Below are 19,991 nucleotides of genomic sequence, written 5' to 3' on the forward strand. Positions count from 1 at the left end.
AATGCACTCAAGGAGCACTTCCGCATGGCTATCTACAACAACATTCTCGAGACGATCGGCAACACGCCCCTTATCCGCCTCAACGGCATCACCGAGGGCCTCGGCGCCACCGTCCTGGCCAAGGTTGAGTCCTTCAACCCGGCCAACTCCGTCAAGGACCGCATTGGTAAGGCAATTATTGATGCCGCCGAGGCCGACGGTTCCCTCCAGCCCGGCGGCACCATCGTCGAGGCCACCTCCGGCAACACCGGCATCGCCCTCGCCCTCGTCGGCGCCGCCCGCGGCTACAAGGTCATCCTCACGATGCCGGAGACCATGTCCGTCGAGCGTCGTGTCGTGCTCCGCGCTTACGGCGCCGAGATCGTCCTCACCCCCGGAGCAGCCGGGATGCAGGGTGCAGTGGACAAGGCCAACGAGATCGCCGCAGGCGAGGACAACGCCATCCTGGCCCGCCAGTTCGCCAACCAGGCCAACCTGCAGGTGCACCGCGACACCACCGCCGAGGAGATCTGGGCCGACACCGAGGGCAACATCGATGCCTTCGTCGCTGGCGTCGGCACCGGCGGCACCGTCTCCGGCGTCGGCCAGGTGCTCAAGGAGCGCAAGCCGGACGTCACCATCTTCGCCGTAGAGCCCGAGGCTTCCCCGCTGCTCACCGCTGGCAAGGCTGGCCCCCACAAGATCCAGGGCCTCGGCGCCAACTTCATCCCGGAGATCCTCGACCGCAAGGTCATCGATGATGTCATCACCGTCTCCAACGAGGACGCCATCTCCACCTCGCGCGAGCTCGCCGTCAAGGACGGCATCCTCGGCGGCATCTCCGCCGGCGCCAACGTCAAGGCCGCCCTCGAGGTCGCCGCGCGCCCCGAGTTCGCCGGCAAGACCATCGTCGTTGTCATCCCCGACTTCGGTGAGCGCTACATCTCCACCGTCCTCTTCGAGGACATCCGCGACTAATATTCGCTTATCGACGCCCGCCCCTCCCGCAGGTTTAGCTTTCACCTGCAGGATAGGGCGGGTTTCGCTGTTACACTCTGTACCCATGTACAGCCTGGTGAAGAGAATCCGCGAAGATCTGGACAACGCCCGCGAACACGACCCCGCGGCCCGCGGCGACATAGAGAACGCACTCGTCTACTCCGGGCTTCACGCCATCTGGGCTCATCGCGTCGCCCACTGGATGTGGCAGCGCGCGCTCCGCGGACCCGCCCGCATCCTCGCGCAGCTCAACCGCTTCTTCACCGGCATTGAAATTCACCCCGGCGCCACCATCGGCCGCCGCTTCTTCATCGATCACGGCATGGGCATCGTCATCGGTGAAACCACGGAAATCGGGGACGGAGTCATGCTCTACCACGGCGTCACCCTCGGCGGTCAGGTGCTCACGCAAACCAAGCGCCACCCCACCATCGAAGACAACGTCACCATCGGTGCCGGAGCCAAGGTCTTAGGCCCCATCACCATCGGCACGGGTTCCGCCGTCGGCGCCAACGCCGTGGTGACCAAGGATGTCCCCCGCGACCACGTCGCAACGGGCATCCCGGCCCAGAACCGCCCCCGGGCCAAGGACGAGAAGATCAAACTCGTCGACCCGGACTACTTCCTCTAACGCACTTAAGCGACGAGGTCGCGATACTCCTCATGCTTGGCGATGAAATGCTGCACCGCCGAGCAGGACGGACGCACGGTGCCGCCCGCCGCGCGGACGTCGTCAAGCGCTGCCTTGATCAGCGGCGTGGACAGGCCGCGGCCGCGGAACGCCTGATCCACAACAGTGTGGTTGAAGTCTAGGACGCCACCGGGACGGGGCACGTAGGCGGCATAGCCAGCCTCGCGGCCATCAACCCTGATCTCGTATCGATGCTTTGCTTCGTTGTGCTCTACTGAGTGCTGCGTCTCAGACATGTCATTGACTCCTTGTCGTTGTTTCTAGCTTCAAACGACAAGTATGCCCTGATATCAGGATTCTGGACACCCATTGATTCTCAGGAAGCACAAACCCCCTGCCGAGAAACCTCGAACAGGGGGTAATTGTGGCCAGAGCCAGGATCGAACTGGCGACCTTCCACTTTTCAGGCGGACGCTCTACCGACTGAGCTATCTGGCCGGAAACAGACTCCGAAGAGACTATTTCAGCGACCCTGACGGGACTTGAACCCGCGACCTCCGCCGTGACAGGGCGGCGCGCTAACCAACTGCGCCACAGGGCCTTATTCATTTGTGTACTTCTTGACACCCCTCGCGGGCTGCCCTGTTGCACGAGAATTCACTTTACACAGAGATTGAATGTTCCCACAAATCTGCAGCTCACATCGTTTTTCGGCGTGTTGCGGCTCCCGTCTCCCCACCGCGCCTGATCCCGGCATCCTGATCGCGACCCGAACGAAGCGCCCAACCCAAAACCCCAGGTCGTTTCCCGCCACCGGCCGCCAAAAGGCCTAAAAGTCGGAAGGACTCCTGATCCCGACATCCTGATCGCGACCCGAACACAGCACCCAACGCAAAACCCCAGGTCGTTTCCCGCCAGCGGCCGCCAAAAGGCCTAAATGTCGGAAGGACTCCTGATCCCGACGCCCTGATCGCGGCCCGAACGCAGCGCCCAACCCATAACCCCAGGTCGCATTCCCCGGACGGACCTAGTTGTCGAGATCAGGCCGTCGCGATCACGACGAACCAGCAATCGATGCCCGTCGTGCCGAGCAATTATCCGGCGGTTTCAGCACGATGACCGGGAGCTACGACGCATATCGGACACACATATTGCTACTTAACCCAAAGCCACCCCACGCACGACGAAAGCGCCGGTTCTGGATTTCTCCGGAACCGGCGCTTCCTTGCTTCTGCGACCCTGACGGGACTTGAACCCGCGACCTCCGCCGTGACAGGGCGGCGCGCTAACCAACTGCGCCACAGGGCCTTGAAACATGAGGTTAGACCTCGCACCCCCAACGGGATTCGAACCCGTGTCGCCGCCGTGAAAGGGCGGTGTCCTAGGCCTCTAGACGATGGGGGCCTGCCAATTTTGGCTGCCTTTGAACAATACTTGATGCGTAGTGAAGAACAAAACGTGCAGCATGTGCCTGGGAAACGCTAGGGTGAAGTCATTATGAGCGACACCCTGAATGACGACAACGTGACGTGTTCGTGCCACGAGCCCAACGTTCACGGCTACAACGAAAACAAGGCTAAGTATCTCGCCCGTCTCAAGCGCATCGAGGGGCAGGCTCGGGGTATTCATCGGATGATCGATGAGGATCAGTACTGCATCGATATTCTTACTCAGGTTTCGGCGGTCACTTCTGCGTTGGAGAACGTCGCCTTGGCCCTGCTGCAGGATCACATTAAGCACTGTGTGACTGGTGCGGCTCAGGAGGGAGGGGAGGCTGCGGATCTCAAGATTGAGGAGGCTATGAAGGCCATCCAGAAGCTGGTGAAGTCCTAGTTAGGTGATGGTGCACGCGGGCGCGCCCACCAGACTGGAGAGGCGGTGGCGTTGGCTCGCGATGAGGCGGTAGATGGCTCCGAAGGGCCGGTCGAGGATGTTGGCATTCAGGAGCTTGCCGACGCCCCGCAGCACCCGTCCCTCAGCTCCGTTTGCGAGTGCTGCCCCGATTGCGTGGTGCCCCAGCCAATCGTGGCCGTTGCGGCGAAAGATTGCGTGGTGGCGCAGGGTCGCGGGCCGAATGGTGATGCCCGGCGCGAGTTTCTGCAGCTGGGTGGCGCTGCGTTGACAGAAACCACAATCGCGGTCGTAGATGAACTCCATGCGCTTCATCCTAGGCAGCGTAGAGTGAGTCCATCATGAGCACGTCATTGCTGTCCCGGGAGCGCACGCATGTGTTGCGTCGTCGAATTCGCATCATTGTGGCCATCACGATCAGCTGGAACGTCGTCGAGGCGATCGTCGCGCTCCTCGCTGGCGGGGCGGCGTCCTCCCCCGCTCTCATCGGTTTCGGGCTGGATTCCGTGGTCGAAGTGCTCTCCGCGGCAGCGGTTGCTTGGCAGTTCGCTTCCCCCGATCCTGAGAGGCGTGAGAAGACCGCCCTGCGGTTGATCGCGGTGTCATTCTTTGGCTTGGCTGCCTACGTCACTATCGACGCCCTCCTGTCCCTCACCGGCCTGCGCCAGCCCGAGCATTCCACGGTGGGTATCGTCTTGGCCGCGCTGAGCTTGGCCGTCATGCCTTTCCTCAGTTGGATTGAGCGGCGCACCGGGCGCGAGCTTGGCTCCGCATCCGCGATTGCTGATTCGAAGCAGACTCTCATCTGCAGCTACCTCTCGGCGGCCTTGTTGGTGGGTCTCCTCCTCAACAGCCTTTTCGGTTGGTCCTGGGCTGATCCCCTCGCGGCGCTCGTCATTGCTGGCTTCGCCATCCGCGAGGGCAGGGAGGCCTGGCGAGGCGATGCCTGCTGTGCCGCGCCGGTGGCGTCATTGACTGGCGAGCATCCCGATTGCTGCGCTGGAGACGCACCCAAATAGGCAGCCCCCTTGCGCCTACTCCTGCATAGCGGTGCAGGTGCCTGGTTCTCCCAGGAGTTGCTCAAGGAACGGCAGGAGTGCGGCACGCTGGGCGTCGTCAAGCCTGGTGATCATCATGCTGTGCGTGGATACGGCCGCCACGATGCGGTCGCGTTGAGCCCGGCCCTCCTCAGTGAGGGACAGAAGCTTCACTCGCCTATCGGCCCCCGGAACACGTTCGGCCAGTCCCCGTTCCTCGAGCTGGTCAGCCAGCGAGGTGACGTAGGAACGGTCGCAACACAGGTGCTCGGCCAGGTCGCTCATCGGCGCCGGCTCATCCAGGATCGCCAGGGCTCGCGCCAGATGAATTGGCAGGCCAAGGGGGGCAATGGTGGCGGCGAAGTCGGCCTTGGATTGCTCCGCAAGCATCACCATTAGCTGCGAGAGTCTCCATGCCTCGTGCATGCGCCCCTCTGTAGTCACGGAGTCTTCTGCGTGCGATGTCATGTCCTCATCATAGCCGACCAACTCAATAGTTGACTTTCTCAATTATGTGCTACTATGTCGATTACTTGACCAACTCAACTATGGAGTACTCCTCATGACCACCGAAACCCTTACCCGCCCCACCCTCACCAACGAGCAGGCAACCCCACCCATCTGGGCCCGCGCACTCATCGCCGGAGCCGCCACAGCCGCAATCAACCTCGTCCTTTTGTTCATCGGCAAGGCCGCTGGCGCAGCAATGACTATGTCCAACCCCTCCAGCCCTGAGCCCATGGCGATCGGTTGGATACCCGTCGTCATCGCTTCGATTGCGCCCCTAGCATTGGCAGGCCTGGTTACCTGGCTACTCGCTCGCCAGTGGTCCAAGGTGCGCGTCTGGTCCGCCTGGGCTGGCTTCGCCTTCGGCATCCTGTCCATCGCCGCACTTGCCAGCTCCCCGGACTGGACAACTGCCCTGTCCCTCGGCGCCATGCACGTGGTCGCCGGTGTGGCCTGGTTCCTCGCCATGACGCTGCGCATCCCCGCCAACAACCAGTAGCAACCCGCCCCTAGAATGAACATTGTCTAGGGGCACTTTCATGCCGCGAGCCAAGTGAGGAGCACCGAGTGGATGACAAGATCCAGCAACAAGCGGCGGCACGGGCACTCGAACTACCCGGCGTGTATCTTGATCATCCGTTCGGGCCAGACTGGGATGTCTTCAAAGTCCGATACAAGGTCTTCATGCTACAAACGAAGCTCCACGGCAAGCCCCTTGTGACCCTGAAATCCGACCCAGGAGTGAGCCACCTGCTCCGCAGCAGCCACCAGAGCATCACGCCGGGCTATCACATGAACAAAAAGCACTGGATCACGTTGCACCCCGGTGGCGATCTCGACCCGCAACTCGTCGAAGACCTCGTCACCGAGTCCTACTTGCTCGTGATTGAACGCAACCTGCCCAAGTCGACGTGGCCGGTCGATCCGGCCACTTTCGGCAGGTAACTAAATATTGTCCAGGCCATTCCCGGGCAGGCTCACCGCTGTTAAGGTTTAGACATGAATCCGAACGACAGGCCCGAGATCATCCTCCCGAGCGGGCGCCCCGCATCTGCCATTTTCGACGCTGACACCCTGGATGGCCTATGGCCGCACTTGCTCGTCCCCCGGCCCACTGACAGTACGGCGTCGCTGCAGGCAAGCATGCTGGAGCTGGCCTCTGCCGGGGTCATTCCAGTGCCCGACGAAGGCCCTGAAGTCTTCGGCGAACTCGCCGAGGCACTGTGGCAGGCACGGCTTGCCCAGCAAAGTCAGTGGCCCGCCGAAGGCTGGCCACTCGATCGCATCGCTAGGCGCCTTCGCGAACAGGGCATCGCAGCCGAGTGGGCATTGCCCGTCAACAGCGAAGCAGACGCCGTCGATGCCCTGGCACCCCATCGGGCATCCGGGCTTCGCGGGGCAGTCGTGATCTATGAATCTCAAGCTGTTGAGCTAGCACTCCAACCGGGCGACGCCAGTGTCGTCGCCGAAGCATTCGTGACACCCAAGCGCAAGGGCTTCTTCGGCAAACCGCAGTTCGACGTTCGCGAATACCAAGCCGGCTGCGAGTTCATCTCCACGCAGCTGGTCAACGCCGCCCAAGCTGAAGGAATCGACGCTAGCTGGGACGGGGACTGGGAACGCACCGTCGTGCTCCACGATGTGCAATTCATGGCGCGCTTGCCCCGGAGCTAGTCTTCAGGTCGATTGGAGTTCAGGTCAGGCTCCAAACGAGCAGTCCTATAAGCGAGCTCGCGCCCATCAGGACGAGCACCGCGCGCGGGCGGAGTTGTTCTTCGACGTGGAATCTGTAGTCGCGCCAGCCCGCGCAGTGTTCGGTGCCGGGGTAGACGAGGCGGCGCGGCCGCAAAGTGCAAATGATAAGCCAGTCGATGACGACAATGTCGAAGATCGCGAATAGGACGAAGACGACCAAAGCCATCAACGCCAGCTCGACAAACCCCGTATCGGGGTGGGTTGCGCCCCAGGCCCACACGACGCTGCTGACTCCGGCAAAGAGGGTCAGGACGAACACGAGGCCTCCGATGTTCCCTGTTCGTCGTTGCATCGGGGTCGGTTTCGGTGCGCGTTCACGGATATCGGCCGGGTAGTCATTGAGAAACGCATAGGGGGCGATGAACTCCACTGCGATCAACACCGCGCCACACGCCAGCGCCGCTAACGATCCCCAGCCGAACGAATGCGCCCACCATTCCATCCGCCACACACCTCCTCCCCAACAAGTCTGGCACATGCATGGCGCCCGCCCCTGCGGAGAAGGCGCGGCGGAAGGTTTAAGACGCGCACTAGTGGGCCCCGTGGGGCTCGAACCCACGACCTGCGGATTAAAAGTCCGTAGCTCTACCAACTGAGCTAGAGGCCCGTGATCACAAATACTAACGTCTCCCCGCGCCGGGGAGGAAATTGACCCCTCGCACCGTGGGGGACACGGGGGCGTCGACAAGCAAGGACGGACCCCGCTCGAAAGAGCGGAGCCCGTCACCATGCCGGGAAGGCTTAAGCCTTCATGGAACCCGTAGCCAGGAAGCGCTGGTGGAAGGCCAGAGCGGTGTCCAGGTCGTGCGGGGTCTGGTGGAACTTGGACTTGTTGGCGCGCTCCACGTACTCCTCGAGCAGCGGACGGTAATCCGGGTGCGCGATGGAGATCATCTTGGCCACGCGGTCACGCGGAGCCAGACCACGGAGGTCGGCGACACCGTACTCGGTGATGACAACCATAGCGTCGTGCTCGGTGTGGTCGATGTGGGAAGCGAACGGGACGATGGCGGAGATGTCGCCGCCCTTCGCATCAGCCGGGGAGATGAAGGTGGAGATGCGGGCGTTGCGGGTGAAGTCACCGGAGCCGCCGATGCCGTTCATGATGCGCTGACCGGCGACGTGAGTGGAGTTGATGTTGCCGTAGATGTCGGCCTCAATCATGCCGTTGGAGGAGATCAAACCAACGCGGCGGATAACCTCCGGGTGGTTAGAGACCTGCAGCGGGCGGGTGATGATGTACTCGCGGTAACGCTTGGCCTCAGCGTTCATCTTCTCCGCGTACTCCGGGGAAAGGGAGAAGGAGGTGGCGGAAGCGACGGCCATCTTGCCGGCATCGATGAGGTCCACCATGCCGTCCTGGATGACCTCGGTGTACGCCTCAATCTTCTCGAACTTGGAGTCCAGCAGGCCAGCCATCACGGCGTTGGGCACGTTACCGACACCGGACTGCATGATGTAGTTGTCATACGTCAGGCGGCCGCCCTTGACCTCTCCCTCCAGGAAGTCGAGGAAGTAGCCGGCGATCTGCTTGGACACGTCATCGATCGGCTTGAAGGGGGCGTTGCGGTCGGGAGCATTGGTCTCCACAATCGCGACGACCTTGCTGATATCAATGTCGATGTAGGTCTTGCCGATGCGGTCACCGGAGTTGATGATGGGAATCGGGGTGCGATTCGGCAGGTGCTGGATACGGTAGATATCCGCCATGCCCTCCAGGTCGAGGGACTGCCACTCATTGACCTCGATGATGATCTTCTCAGCGGCATCGAGGTAGTCAACGTTGTTACCGACGCCGGAGGAGGGGATGATGTGGCCCTCTTCCGTGATGCGGGTGGCCTCCACCACGGCCACGTTGAGCGGGCCGAAGAAACCGTGCTCCACGTACTGGCCGGAGTGGGACAGGTGGATGTCCTGGTACTTCATCTCACCGGCGTTGATGGCGTTACGCATGATCGGGTCAGACTGGTACGGCATGCGGTAGCGGATGGCACCGGCCTCGGCCATGACACCGTCACAGTCCGGAGCGGTTGAGGCGCCGGTGAAGATGTCCACCTGGTAGGAATCGCCCTTAGCCTGGGCTTCCTTGGCACGCTTGGCGATCGCGGTCGGGATTGCCTTCGGGTAAGCGGCGCCGGTAAATCCGGACATGCCCACCTTGTCACCGTTATCGATGAACTGAGCCGCCTCATCTGCGGACATGACCTTGCCGCGCAGCTGGGCGTTGGCGATCCGATCGGACATAAAGTACCTCCTGGGAACGGGGCCGACTTCTGGGCCCACTGAATGCATTGGGGATGATGTTCACCTCGGGCGCGCGCATGTGACCACATGAACCATCACTGTGACGACCATGGGTGGCTCGCGCCTGTTAGTTACGTTCACCACATTAGCGGATATTCGCGCCGTTACGCCGCAAAGCTGGCAGCAATGTGAAATCCTACGAATCCTGCAAGGTCAATCGGCCGAAGTTTGGGTTCTCCTACCCCCGCGGGGGAGAATATGGCCTGTGACTGTAGCAATCGGCCCCCTGACGTTGAACTCCCCCGTCGTCCTTGCCCCCATGGCCGGGGTAACCAACGTGGCGTTCCGTTCCCTGTGCCGCGAGCAGGAGGTGGAAAAGACCGGGACCGTGTCCGGACTCTATGTCTGCGAGATGATTACCGCCCGCGCGCTGGTCGAGCGCAATGAGAAGACGCTGCACATGACAACGTTCGCACCGGACGAAAACCCGCGCTCCATGCAGCTGTACACCACCGACCCGCTGTACACCTACAAAGCAGCGAAAATGATCGTTGAGGAAAACCTCGCCGATCACATCGATATGAACTTCGGCTGCCCCGTACCTAAGGTCACCCGGCGCGGCGGCGGATCGGCGATCCCCTACAAGCGGCGCCTATTCGCCTCCATCGTCGCGGCGGCCGTCAAAGCCACCGAAGGCTCGAACATCCCCGTCACGGTGAAGTTCCGCGTGGGCATCGACGACGAGCACCACACGCATCTCGACGCCGGGCGGATCGCCGTCGACGAGGGCGCGGCCGCCGTCGCCCTCCATGCGCGCACCGCCGCGCAGCGCTACTCCGGTGCCGCCGACTGGTCCGAAATCTCCCGCCTGGTGGAGCACCTCGACGGCTCCGGGGTCCCCGTCTTCGGCAACGGCGACATCTTTAGTGCGGACGACGCCCGCCGGATGATGAATGAGACCGGCTGCGATGGCATCGTCGTCGGTCGCGGTTGCCTCGGCCGGCCCTGGCTGTTCGCCGAGCTCTCGGCGGGCCTGCGCGGCGAGGCGCTACCGCCGCAACCGACCCTCGGTGAGGTCACCCGCATCATCATGCGCCACGCCGAGTTGCTCGCCGCCCACGACGGCGAAGAGCATGCCTGCCGCGACCTGCGCAAGCACATGGGCTGGTACCTGCGCGGCTTCCCCGTCGGCGGCGAGGTCCGCTCGGGACTGGCCAAGATCACCTCCCAGGCGGAACTGCGAGGAATGCTCGAGCCGTGGAGCGAATCCCCGGCCATGGCCGACGACGCCGAGGGGCCCCGCGGGCGTCAAGGCTCCTCCGCCAAGGTGGCTCTGCCCGACGGCTGGCTGGATGATCCTCAAGACGAGATGGTCCCGTCCGCTGGCGCGGAGGCCATGAACTCGGGTGGATAGCTGAGCACTTCAGGCATTTTAGTGCTCATCAAGAGGCGGAATGCTCGGCGACCTCCTATGCTAGATGCATGCGTATCGCCTTTCGAGAACACCTAGACAACTTCGCTCATGATCTCATCATCATGTGCGATTCGGTGCACTCCATCATGTCTAATGCCTCGGACGCGCTGCTCAGAGGATCGCTCGAGTCCGCCGAGGACGCCCTGTCGTCGGCCGATGCTCTCGAAGAACTACGGGTTCGCTCCGAAGAGCGTGCCGTGCAGCTCCTCGCCCTCGAAGGCCCCGTCGCCCGCGACCTCCGCCAGGTCGTCTCCTCGATTTACATCGTCGAGGACTTCCAACGTATGGCTGCCCTCGCGATGCACATTGCTAAGGCCGCGCGTCGCCGCCACCCCTCGCTCGCCATCCCCCAGGAGACGGTGGGCTACTTCCAGGAGATGGCCCGCCTCGTCTCCGAGATGGCCACCAAAACCCGAGACATCCTCGTTGACCCCAATGCCGATGTCGCTCTCGTCCTCGCCGAGGATGATGACGCCGTGGATGACCTCAACGAGTACATGCTCACCCTGCTCACCCAGCGGGAATGGGCCCACTCGACCCGGGAGGCTGTCGACGTCGCGCTGCTCGCCCGCTACTACGAGCGCTACGCCGATCACTGTGTCAACGTCGCTGCCCGCATCGTTTACCTCTCCTCCGGGCTCATGCCGGAGCAGTACCTGGCTAAGAAAGAAAGCGATCGCGCGGAGGCCGACATGGCGCAGCGCTTCGCGGAGCTGGAGCGGCAGTTCTCGCGGCGTCGCCAATAAAACTCCAAAAAAAGACCCGCCCGGCGAACTGACGTGCAGTTCACCGGGCGGGTCTCGGGTATCGCGGGTTATCCGAAGCGGCCAGCGATGTAGTCCTCGGTCTCCTTCTGATCCGGGTTCTCGAAGATCTTCTTCGTGTCCCCGAACTCCACGAGGCGGCCCGGCTTGCCGGTGGCCTCGAGGGAGTAGAAGGCGGTCTTGTCGGAGACGCGGGCAGCCTGCTGCATGTTGTGCGTCACGATGACGATAGTGAAGTCCTCTTTGAGCTCGTGGATGAGGTCCTCCACAGCCAGCGTGGAAATCGGGTCGAGGGCCGAGCAGGGCTCGTCCATGAGGAGAACCTCGGGCTCAACGGCGATCGCACGGGCGATGCACAGGCGCTGCTGCTGCCCACCGGAGAGGCCACCGCCCGGCTTATCCAGACGGTCCTTGACCTCTTCCCACAGGTTCGCGCCGCGGAGGGACTTCTCGGCGACCTCCTTGAGCTTCTTCTTGTTCTTCTCGCCGGACAGGCGAAGGCCGGCTACGACGTTGTCCTCGATGGACATCGTCGGGAACGGGTTGGCCTTCTGGAACACCATGCCAATGGTGTTGCGCACTGATACCGGGTCGACCTTGGAGGCGTAAATATCCTCGCCGTCGAGAAGGATCTCACCCTTGACGTACGCGCCCGGGATGACCTCGTGCATGCGGTTGATGGAACGAAGGACGGTGGATTTACCGCACCCCGAGGGGCCGATGAAGGCAGTCACGGCCTGGGCCGGGATCTGCATGTTGACGTTCTGCACGGCGTGGAAATCGCCGTAGTAGATGTTGACGTCATTGAGTGCGAGCTTGGACATCGTCTTACTCCTGTGAACTTGTGCTTCTAGTCTGGGGTGCGGTCGCGCTACTGCTTGACCGAGAACTTCGCGGAAATGACGCGGGCGCCGATGTTGAGCAGCGCGATGATGAGGACCAGGGTGAGGGCGGCGCCCCACAGCTTATCCAGAACTGCCGGGGAGGTGCCGGCCTTGTACATGTCCAGCATCATGAGGGGCAGGGAGGACATGGGACCGTTGAACGGGTCCGGGTTGAGGGCCTGGCTGGATCCCACGAGGATAAGGACCGGTGCGGACTCGCCCATGACGCGGGCGATGGCCAGCATGACACCGGTGACGATGCCCGACAGTGCCGTCGGGAGGACGATTTTGACGATGGTTTTCCACTTTGGCACACCAAGTGCGTAGGACGCCTCGCGGAGGTCCATGGGGACGACGCGGAGCATTTCCTCGGTGTTGCGGATGATCACCGGCACCATGAGGATGACCAGGGACAGCGCCACGGCCATGCCGGAACGCTGGAAGCCGAAGAGGGTGATCCAGGTGGTGAAGACGAAGAGGGCGGCGACGATCGAGGGGACACCGGTGAGGATGTCCACCATGAAGGTGGTGATGCGGCCCAGGCGGTTGCCGTTGGAGTATTCCACGAGATAGATCGCGGTGAAGATGCCAATCGGGATGGACAGCAACGAGGTGATGCCCGTCTGGATCAGGGTGCCTTGGATCGCGTGGAGGGCACCGCCGCCGGGGTTGTGGTACATGACGCCCTGCTGGGAGCGGGTCCACCAATCGGCGGTGAGCAGCGGGGCGATGCCGCGGGAAATAACTTCCCACAACACCCAGATCAGCGGGATCATCGCGATGGCCATGGTGGCGTACACCAGCACGGTGGCGATGGTGTTCGTGGTCTTGCGCCCCTGCGAGATGTGCGAGAAGGAGCTGACGGAGCCGAGCTGGTTCGGGCCCGGGGTGAGTGTATCGACGTTGTTAGTCATGGTGTTTTCCTCCGCCTACTTCTTCGAGACGATCGATCGGGCAATGGAGTTCACCACGAAGGTCAGGAGGAACAGCACCAGACCCGCGGCGATGTAGGCGCCGGCTCGGATGTCGTCGTTGAACTCGGGTGCGGCGTTAGCAATCGCCGTGGCGAAGGTGGTGCCGCCATCAAACAGGGAGAAGCGGAAGGCCGAGGAGGGCGAGACGACCATGTAAAGCGCCATCGTCTCTCCCAGTGCGCGGCCCAGGCCAAGCATCGATCCGGAGATGTAGCCGGAGAGGCCGAAGGGCAGGACCGTCATGCGGACGACTTCCCAGCGGGTCGCGCCGAGGGCGAGAGCTGCCTCGACCTGACCCTTGGGCGTCTGGATGAACACTTCGCGGGCCGTGGCGGCAATGACCGGGAGGATCATCACTGCCAGGACGATGCCACCGGTCATGATGTTGCGGCCGGTCGCGAACGAGGGGGAGTTGGCGTAGGTGGTGAAGAGGAAGAATCCTCCGCCCCAGCCGTGGACCCACTCGTAGAAGTTCTGCAGCGCCGGGCCGAGCACCTGCCAGCCCCACAGGCCGTAGACGATCGAGGGCACGGCGGCCAGCATGTCCACGAGGTAACCCAGCGGCTTCACCATCCGGCGCGGGGCGTAGTTAGAGAGGAACACCGCGATGCCCAACGCGATCGGCATCGCGATGATGAGCGCGACGACGGAGATGAGCACGGTGACGGCGAAGAGGTTCGGGATGCCGAACTGCATCGCCTCAGTGTTGGAGGTATTCCACTGGCCGGAATAGGTGAAGAAGCCGAGCCAACCGTCCACGTTGCGGTTGAGCGAGGGAACGGCGCGCCAGACGAGGAAGGCTCCGATCGCCGCGATGATGACGGTGATCAGGGTGGCGGAGGAGGTTGCGAAGAACTCGAAGACTCGGTCGCCGGGCCGCTTGACCCCTCCCCCGTCCTTCACAATGGGGGTATCTGATTGTGTGGTGTTGCCGAGGGTGGCCACGGTGTGAGGGACTGCCGATTGCTCGGACTGGTTCACCTGCTCATCCGCGGTCGGACGGTTGCTTGCCATGAGGCACAGATTCCTTTGAATTTCAGCGGGAAGGATATGGCGTGAGACTTGGGCAGTGACGCGCCAGCGCCCCCGAGGGCGAAAGTGAACGCTATCGGGGGCTGCGACGTGGTGGAGGGAACTGGCTCTCCACCCGGCCGGACTGGCAGATCACTGTCCACTCTTACCGGCCAGAGGCGAATTTACTGAATTGCCTCGACAGCCTCGGCCAGACGCTCGTGGTGGGTGCCGGTGACCGGGATGTATCCCAGATCAGCCAGTCCCTCATCCTGGTTGGCCAGGGCGACGGTCAGGAAGTCCTTGACCTGGTTGGAGGTGTTCTCGTCGTAGCCGGCGGAGCAGACGATCTCGTAGGTGGTGAGGATCAGCGGGTAGGAACCAGCGTCGGTGGAACCGAAGAGAGCCTCGGTGTCAACGACCATGTCGTGTCCGGTGGACTTGAACTCCAGGTTGTCCAGGGCGATGCCGACGGAGTCGGTGCTCAGCTCGACGGGGCCGGAGCCGAAATCGAGGTTCGCGATGCCGAGTTCCTGCTGGGTAGCGAAGCCGGACTCGACGTAGGTGATGCCGCCGTCGATCTGGCCGACCTGGGTGGTCACGCCGTTGGAGCCGTTAGCGCCCTCGCCCACGGCGGCGGGGAACTGCTGACCGGTGGTGTCCCACTCCTCAGGAGCTGCGGCCTTGAGGAACTTCTGGAAGTTGTCGGAGGTACCGGACTCATCGGAGCGGTAGACCACGGAGATAGCGGTGTCGGGGAGGTCGGTGCCCTCGTTCTCAGCGGCGATAGCCGGGTCGTTCCACGTGGTCACCTCGCCCTTGAAGATCTTGGCCACGGTGGGGATGGACAGGTTCACCGAGTCGACGCCGGGGAGGTTGTAGGCGATGGCGACCGGGCCGATGACGAAGGGCAGGTGCCAGGCATCGTTGCCACCACAGCGCTCAGCGGCCGGGGCAACCTGCTCTGCGGAGAGCGGGGAGTCGGAGCCAGCGAACTTGACCTGGTTGCCAATGAAGTTGGTGCGACCCGAACCGGAACCGGAAGGGGTGTAGGAGAGAGCAGCGGCGTTGTTGGTGGCCTGCTGGTACTTCACGTTGAAGTAGTCCATGGCGTTCTGCTGGGAAGATGCACCTTCCGCAACGAGCTGGCCGGAAGCGCCTGACAGGCCTTCAACAGTGGCACCACCGGTGGCGGAGCCAGCGCCGGAGGTACCGCTTTCAGATTCGGAGCAGGCGACGAGGGCGGCAGAGCCGGCAGCAACGAGGCCGATGACGGCTGCAGTGCGCTTGAAGTTGCGGGTCACGGGAGAACCTTTCCGGTCAAGATCAGGTGGTAGTAGTCCGAGCAAGTCTGTAGTCACAGTAGAAATCCCCGACAATTTTCAGCCGGGGAACCTGTCAGTTGCTCACAGAGAACAAACCTAAGGGGTGTCGGTTAACCCAAGGACCTCATCAGATGAACGGATCGTTAACACTTCGCAAGCTTCAGAAAAACTTTCTTGCCGCAGGCGCTTTTCTGAGATACACGTCACCCAGAATGCGCTACCGAGTAGACGACATGTTCCTCAACAACGTTGAAACCGAGGTGATCGTAGGCTTTCACGGCCGCCTCGTTATCCGCTTCTACGTAGAGGACAACCCGGTTCGCGCCCTTGCCCGCTAGGTGTTCCAGACCCACGCGCAGGAGGGGATCGCCCATGCCGCGGCCGCGGAACGCTGACGCAAGGCCCACCACGTAGACCTCTCCGAAGGCGGGCGATACTTCCGTGTGCCACTTCGTCCAATGGAAGCCGGCCATCTTCCCCTCCGGAGTCCACAAGAACAGGACATCGTCGGGCGAGAACCAGTCCGCCTCCTGCGCGCGGCTAAGCCTCGAGCGGTCCCATCCTCCCTGCTCAGGGTGCCAGGAAAAGGCCTCATTGTTCGCCGCGAGCCACTTTTCTTCCACCGCGTCCCGCCCCCACGTGGCGATGGATTCCGCCAGGTTGAGCGGATGCACATCATCGCGCTCATGGTACGAGGCCACCGAACTCAGCGCGTCTCCCTCCACGGCCATCACCAGCAGGCGGCGCGTGGGTACCCGATCGACGGCAGCCGCCAGGGCCCGCGCCGCTGGGAGATCCCCGTGCGCCCACACGTCCGACTCCCCCGCCGAGGTCAGCAGGGCAGCTCCCACGCCAGCGCGCCGCCGATCAGGGTCCACCACCAACTCGTACGCGGAGCCGTCGAAGGCGGCGACGCCGAGCACGTGCTCACCGTCGCGGGCGAGGTGATGGCGGTGACCCAGGCGGGCGTCGATAAGCCCGAGCAGGAACTGCTCCGACAGGGGATCGACCCCATCGACGGCGGCGGCGCGAGTGGCGATGTCGCGGACTCGGGCGGCGAGTTCGGGGTGATCTGGCAGGCTGAGCGTCTCAATGAACATGAGTTACAGGGTAGGCGCTGGTAGATATAGAGAGGTGTCGATTCCTCGTCTGCCCCTCATTCTCCTCACCACTGTGGCGGTGATTCTCGGCGGATTGTGGCTGGTGGACAACGTCGCCGCCAGTCGCGTCGAGCGTCGGATTTCCTTCGCCGTGGAGGAGGCGGCGAACCTGGAAACCAACCCTCCGGTGTACGTCGGCGGTTTCCCCTACCTGTCCGCCCTGGTCACCGACGAGATTCCCTACGTGGAGGCTCGTGCGCTCGACGTCGAGGTGGAGGGGCTCGGCATGATTAACGTGGCCACTCGCTACGAAAAGCTGGCGGTCACTCCCGCGCAGGTGCTCTCGGGCGATATTGCGGGGGTGAAGGCGGAGAAGCGCTCGCGTTCGATCAGCCTCGATGGGGTGGCGCTCGGGCACCTCATCGACATGACTGACCTTGACATTTCCAATCCATATAACATTTCACCGGCGGGCGGCACGGAAGCGGAAGCCCAGCTCATCGGCACTCCCCCCGGATTCGCCGAGCCCGTGACCGTCATCGTTGATCTGCGCCTGACCGGCACCCAGTTTTCCATGACGCCCACCGAGCTTATCGACGCCCCCGCAGGCCGCGAGGACGACATCCGCACCGCCTTCACGTACTCACTGGACACCCTCAAACTGCCGCTTGGCGGCCGCGCCGCCTCGGTCACCCTCGGCGGCGGGTCCATCTACTTCCAGGCCGAACAGCACAACGTGACAGTACAGATGCGCGGGCTCTCCCCCATCGCGGTGGACAACGATAAGGATTAATGCACCCGAATGAAGTCGCGGAGGACCCGGCGCCACGTCCGTGAGCTAACCGGGTACGCCTCCCGCGGGGCGAACACCTCCAACGCGTCCGCATGCGACGCCAGATCCGCGCGCTGGAACTCCCCGACGTATTCACCGTCCGCCTGGAACCGTGCCTTAGTCGGGCACGACAAGGTCACCTGAGTCACGTCGTCGAATTGGACCGTGCGCTTTTCCAACCAGTCCTCGATGACTGGGCGATGACCAAAGCCGACGAGGTGCAGCATGCTCAAGATCCCGCGCACCCCCGAGGTATCGGTAAGCCCAAACAACCCCAGCCCCAGCTCGAAGGAATTGCGCGGATTCGTCACCACCGGCAACGGCCCGAGGAACGTCCACGGGTTGGTGTTGGAGGCCACGAACAGGGGTAGTTCGCTGAGGTTGAGGCGCTGACCGGCGGCATCGGTGCCCACCACGTCGATGCGCGGCGGTGTGCGGCGCGCCCGGATCCACACCATCGTCGCCGCGTTGAGGTAGCGCAGGGGCGTGGCCGCGAACCCTAAGCGACGGGCCTCGTCGACCCGGGCGATGACATCGGCATCAATCCCAAAGCCGGCATTGACCGCGAACCAGCGGTCATTCCACGTGCCCAGGTAGATGGTGCGGCGCAAATCCTCCCGCAACAGCTGCACAAGCATCGTCGTGGCGGCGACGGGCTCGGAGGGAAAACCCAACGCTCGGGCGAACACATTGGCCGAACCCGTGGGAATGACCGCGACGGCCGGCAGCGACTGCGGGGAAGGTGTGTCCGCGCCCGCGGGGCCCAACAGCCCGTTGATGACCTCGTTCACCGTCCCATCCCCGCCCACCGCCAGGACCAAGTCCCAATCGGCGCGGGTCAGGCCCCGACAGATCTCCTCCGCGTGCCCGGCATGGTGGGTGAACACCCCGCGCAGGCGCAGACCCGGAACCGAACGCAGCGCGGGGATGATGCGTCGAAATAGACCATCCGTCTGGGAGGTCGAATTCGGGTTCATGATCAGCAAGACGCGCACGGTGAGCCAGCCTAGCTGGACAACTACTAGGCTGGGGCGCATGACTCAAGAGCCCGATCAGACACCCCCGACTACCCCTGCCGACACCCTGAGCGGCAGCGACGCCGTCAACCTCGCCGCCGAGCAGTCCAAGTCGACCAGCCAGCGCAACATCCCGACCTTAGATCTCGGCGACCTGCCCGTCGCCGATGACACCGCTAACCTGCGCTATGGGCCGAACCTGCACGACGGGCTGCTCGCCCTCCTGCCGCTGGTCGGCGTGTGGCGCGGGGAAGGCCAGGCGGACACCCCCGAGGGCCAGTACGCCTTCGGCCAGCAGATCATTTTCGCCCACGACGGCGAAAACTACCTCACGTATGAATCCCGCATCTGGAAGCTCAACGAGGAGGGAGAGCCGATCGGCGCCGACCAGCGCGAATCGGGTTTCTGGTGCATCTCACTCAGCGACGAGATCGAGGTCACCTGCGTTAATTCCTCCGGTGTCGCCGAGATTTACTACGGCGAGCCCCTCAACGAGCGCGCCTGGCAGTTAGAGTCCGCCTCGACGATGGTGACGTCGACCGGCCCGGAAGGCCTCGGCCCGGGCAAGCGCCTCTACGGCCTCATGCCCAATAACGATCTGGGCTGGGTCGATGAGCGCCTCGTCGATGGCACGATGCACCCGCGGATGTCAGCGCAGCTGCACCGCGTTGCCGGCTAACGGCCCAACGCCTTATCCATGAGCTCCCGGATCTCCGCCTCTTCCTTGTGGCTGGGCACCGGGAGCTTTACTCCATCGAGGTGCGTGATGCGGGTGGCCACCCGGACGGAGCTGACGAGCCAGACCGACTCGGCGTCGTAAAGCCTGTCCATCGTGATGTCTTTGGTCTTGCACCGCCAGCCGTGGCGTTCGGCGTAGTCGAACAGGGCGGCCTGCGTGGTGCCGGGCAGGATGTCCGGGCCCGGCGTTGGGGTGCGGAGTTTCCCGCCCTTGCGGACGGTGACCACGGTCGACGTCGCCCCTTCGAGGACCTTGCCGGTGTCGGGATCGAGGTAGATGACGTCGTCGAAGCCCTGCGCGCGGGCGTAGCGCAACGCCGCCATGTTCGCCGCGTAGCTCAGGGTTTTCGCGCCGACGATGAGCCAGGGGGCGGGCGGCTCGGCGGAGTCTGCGGAGTCTTCCGTGTGCAGCGAATAGCCCCGATGAGCAGTCATAACCTTGATGCCCGTGCTGCGCTGAGCCACCACCTGCTCATCGATGCTGCGCACCGTCAGCCAAGCCGAAGGAATGCCGGTGGATTCGCGGCCGCGCGTATACGTCCACACGCAGCGCGCATCCTCGTCAGACTGGGCAGTCCACTCCGCTACCGCCGCTTCGGTCGCCTCGGCCCATTGCGCCACCCCCGGGTCCGGCAGATCCATCAGTTCGGCGGAACTGCGGAAGCGATCCATGTGACGCTCAAAGTTGGCTGCGCGCCCTTGCCGCACCAGGAGAGTCTCAAACACTCCGTCGCCGCGGGTGACGGCGGCATCATCCCAGTACACCATCGGTAGCGTGGGGTTATGCCGCCGAATGGACCCCCCGAAGGGTTCGACAACATAGATGATCGGGGCAGAGGACTTCATGACCATAGATTATGCCTGGTTTCA

At 63.2% G+C, this 19,991-nt stretch carries 23 protein-coding genes and 5 tRNA genes; 11 read left to right on the forward strand and 17 right to left on the reverse strand.

Annotated elements, in window-relative coordinates; translation table 11 throughout:
- Positions 1-24 precede the first annotated feature (24 nt).
- Positions 25-957, forward strand: coding sequence for a cysteine synthase A (gene cysK, locus CTEST_RS10930; RefSeq protein ID WP_047253753.1), 933 nt, complete (start codon positions 25-27; stop codon positions 955-957).
- A gap of 85 nt (positions 958-1,042) precedes the next feature.
- Positions 1,043-1,609 carry a serine O-acetyltransferase EpsC gene (gene epsC / locus CTEST_RS10935; RefSeq protein WP_047253754.1) on the forward strand — a complete coding sequence of 189 codons (567 nt, stop codon included), beginning with the start codon at positions 1,043-1,045 and terminating at the stop codon, positions 1,607-1,609.
- Positions 1,610-1,614: 5 nt separating this feature from the next.
- Here the strand turns inward: epsC and CTEST_RS10940 are convergent, their stop codons facing one another.
- The 5 genes from CTEST_RS10940 to CTEST_RS10960 form a co-directional block, all read right to left on the reverse strand.
- Positions 1,615-1,905, reverse strand: coding sequence for a GNAT family N-acetyltransferase (locus tag CTEST_RS10940; RefSeq protein WP_047253755.1), 291 nt, complete (start codon positions 1,903-1,905; stop codon positions 1,615-1,617).
- 129 nt (positions 1,906-2,034) lie between these two features.
- Positions 2,035-2,107 (reverse strand) — tRNA-Phe (locus tag CTEST_RS10945).
- Between the two features lie 29 nt (positions 2,108-2,136).
- A tRNA-Asp gene (locus tag CTEST_RS10950) sits at positions 2,137-2,210 on the reverse strand.
- 633 nt (positions 2,211-2,843) lie between these two features.
- Positions 2,844-2,917: transfer RNA gene (locus tag CTEST_RS10955), tRNA-Asp, on the reverse strand.
- Positions 2,918-2,940: 23 nt separating this feature from the next.
- Positions 2,941-3,013 (reverse strand) — tRNA-Glu (locus CTEST_RS10960).
- A 93-nt stretch (positions 3,014-3,106) separates the two neighbouring features.
- Between CTEST_RS10960 and CTEST_RS10965 the strand changes: the two genes are divergently transcribed.
- A complete protein-coding gene (locus tag CTEST_RS10965) occupies positions 3,107-3,442 on the forward strand; it encodes a metal-sensitive transcriptional regulator (protein WP_201774811.1) in 336 nt (111 codons plus the stop codon).
- On the opposite strand, the gene CTEST_RS10970 is transcribed toward CTEST_RS10965, so the two are convergent.
- Positions 3,443-3,775, reverse strand: coding sequence for a thiol-disulfide oxidoreductase DCC family protein (locus CTEST_RS10970; protein WP_047253756.1), 333 nt, complete (start codon positions 3,773-3,775; stop codon positions 3,443-3,445).
- A 26-nt stretch (positions 3,776-3,801) separates the two neighbouring features.
- Between CTEST_RS10970 and CTEST_RS10975 the strand changes: the two genes are divergently transcribed.
- Positions 3,802-4,479 (forward strand): cation transporter, encoded by a 678-nt coding sequence (locus tag CTEST_RS10975; RefSeq protein WP_047253757.1) that lies wholly within the window; start codon positions 3,802-3,804, stop codon positions 4,477-4,479.
- Between the two features lie 15 nt (positions 4,480-4,494).
- Here CTEST_RS10975 and CTEST_RS10980 read toward each other — a convergent pair whose 3' ends face one another.
- Positions 4,495-4,965, reverse strand: a complete 471-nt coding sequence (locus CTEST_RS10980; RefSeq protein WP_052844382.1) for a MarR family winged helix-turn-helix transcriptional regulator — start codon at positions 4,963-4,965, stop codon at positions 4,495-4,497.
- A 94-nt stretch (positions 4,966-5,059) separates the two neighbouring features.
- On the opposite strand from CTEST_RS10980, the gene CTEST_RS10985 reads away from it, so the two are divergent.
- From CTEST_RS10985 to CTEST_RS10995, 3 genes are all read left to right on the forward strand, one after another.
- The gene (locus CTEST_RS10985; RefSeq protein ID WP_047253758.1) at positions 5,060-5,503 is read left to right on the forward strand and encodes a DUF6069 family protein; all 444 of its coding nucleotides are present in this window, start codon (positions 5,060-5,062) and stop codon (positions 5,501-5,503) included.
- A 68-nt stretch (positions 5,504-5,571) separates the two neighbouring features.
- Positions 5,572-5,949, forward strand: a complete 378-nt coding sequence (locus CTEST_RS10990; RefSeq protein WP_047253759.1) for an MmcQ/YjbR family DNA-binding protein — start codon at positions 5,572-5,574, stop codon at positions 5,947-5,949.
- 54 nt (positions 5,950-6,003) lie between these two features.
- Entirely contained in the window at positions 6,004-6,678 is a 675-nt protein-coding gene (locus tag CTEST_RS10995) for a DUF6891 domain-containing protein (RefSeq protein ID WP_047253760.1), read from the forward strand.
- A gap of 19 nt (positions 6,679-6,697) precedes the next feature.
- Here CTEST_RS10995 and CTEST_RS11000 read toward each other — a convergent pair whose 3' ends face one another.
- From CTEST_RS11000 to CTEST_RS11010, 3 genes are all read right to left on the reverse strand, one after another.
- Positions 6,698-7,201, reverse strand: a complete 504-nt coding sequence (locus tag CTEST_RS11000; RefSeq protein WP_047253761.1) for a hypothetical protein — start codon at positions 7,199-7,201, stop codon at positions 6,698-6,700.
- A gap of 92 nt (positions 7,202-7,293) precedes the next feature.
- Positions 7,294-7,366, reverse strand: a tRNA-Lys gene (locus CTEST_RS11005).
- A 134-nt stretch (positions 7,367-7,500) separates the two neighbouring features.
- Positions 7,501-9,003, reverse strand: a complete 1,503-nt coding sequence (locus tag CTEST_RS11010; protein WP_047253762.1) for an acetyl-CoA hydrolase/transferase family protein — start codon at positions 9,001-9,003, stop codon at positions 7,501-7,503.
- Between the two features lie 265 nt (positions 9,004-9,268).
- On the opposite strand from CTEST_RS11010, the gene dusB reads away from it, so the two are divergent.
- Complete coding sequence (gene dusB, locus CTEST_RS11015) at positions 9,269-10,417, forward strand: tRNA dihydrouridine synthase DusB (protein ID WP_047253763.1); 1,149 nt, start codon at positions 9,269-9,271, stop codon at positions 10,415-10,417.
- Positions 10,418-10,485: 68 nt separating this feature from the next.
- Positions 10,486-11,223, forward strand: a complete 738-nt coding sequence (gene phoU, locus CTEST_RS11020) for a phosphate signaling complex protein PhoU (protein ID WP_047253764.1) — start codon at positions 10,486-10,488, stop codon at positions 11,221-11,223.
- Positions 11,224-11,291: 68 nt separating this feature from the next.
- Here phoU and pstB read toward each other — a convergent pair whose 3' ends face one another.
- The 5 genes from pstB to mshD all read right to left on the reverse strand — a co-directional run bounded on the left by pstB (position 11,292) and on the right by mshD (position 16,535).
- Entirely contained in the window at positions 11,292-12,065 is a 774-nt protein-coding gene (pstB, locus tag CTEST_RS11025) for a phosphate ABC transporter ATP-binding protein PstB (RefSeq protein ID WP_047253765.1), read from the reverse strand.
- Between the two features lie 47 nt (positions 12,066-12,112).
- A complete protein-coding gene (pstA, locus tag CTEST_RS11030) occupies positions 12,113-13,039 on the reverse strand; it encodes a phosphate ABC transporter permease PstA (protein ID WP_047253766.1) in 927 nt (308 codons plus the stop codon).
- A 15-nt stretch (positions 13,040-13,054) separates the two neighbouring features.
- The gene (gene pstC, locus CTEST_RS11035; protein WP_047253767.1) at positions 13,055-14,113 is read right to left on the reverse strand and encodes a phosphate ABC transporter permease subunit PstC; all 1,059 of its coding nucleotides are present in this window, start codon (positions 14,111-14,113) and stop codon (positions 13,055-13,057) included.
- 182 nt (positions 14,114-14,295) lie between these two features.
- A complete protein-coding gene (gene pstS, locus CTEST_RS11040; protein ID WP_047253768.1) occupies positions 14,296-15,414 on the reverse strand; it encodes a phosphate ABC transporter substrate-binding protein PstS in 1,119 nt (372 codons plus the stop codon).
- 224 nt (positions 15,415-15,638) lie between these two features.
- Positions 15,639-16,535, reverse strand: coding sequence for a mycothiol synthase (gene mshD / locus CTEST_RS11045; RefSeq protein ID WP_047253769.1), 897 nt, complete (start codon positions 16,533-16,535; stop codon positions 15,639-15,641).
- A 34-nt stretch (positions 16,536-16,569) separates the two neighbouring features.
- Here mshD and CTEST_RS11050 point away from each other — a divergent pair, with 34 nt between their 5' ends.
- Positions 16,570-17,328, forward strand: coding sequence for an LmeA family phospholipid-binding protein (locus tag CTEST_RS11050; RefSeq protein ID WP_052844383.1), 759 nt, complete (start codon positions 16,570-16,572; stop codon positions 17,326-17,328).
- Here the strand turns inward: CTEST_RS11050 and CTEST_RS11055 are convergent.
- Positions 17,325-18,362 (reverse strand): diacylglycerol/lipid kinase family protein, encoded by a 1,038-nt coding sequence (locus tag CTEST_RS11055; protein WP_047254427.1) that lies wholly within the window; start codon positions 18,360-18,362, stop codon positions 17,325-17,327. The two genes, CTEST_RS11050 and CTEST_RS11055, sit on opposite strands and share 4 nt — an antisense overlap.
- Positions 18,363-18,402: 40 nt before the next feature.
- On the opposite strand from CTEST_RS11055, the gene CTEST_RS11060 reads away from it, so the two are divergent.
- Entirely contained in the window at positions 18,403-19,062 is a 660-nt protein-coding gene (locus CTEST_RS11060) for an FABP family protein (RefSeq protein ID WP_047253771.1), read from the forward strand.
- Here the strand turns inward: CTEST_RS11060 and CTEST_RS11065 are convergent.
- Positions 19,059-19,967 carry an aminodeoxychorismate lyase gene (locus CTEST_RS11065; protein WP_236686087.1) on the reverse strand — a complete coding sequence of 303 codons (909 nt, stop codon included), beginning with the start codon at positions 19,965-19,967 and terminating at the stop codon, positions 19,059-19,061. The two genes, CTEST_RS11060 and CTEST_RS11065, sit on opposite strands and share 4 nt — an antisense overlap.
- Between the last annotated feature and the right edge of the window lie 24 nt (positions 19,968-19,991).

This window comes from Corynebacterium testudinoris (genome assembly GCF_001021045.1).
Lineage (GTDB): Bacteria > Actinomycetota > Actinomycetes > Mycobacteriales > Mycobacteriaceae > Corynebacterium > Corynebacterium testudinoris.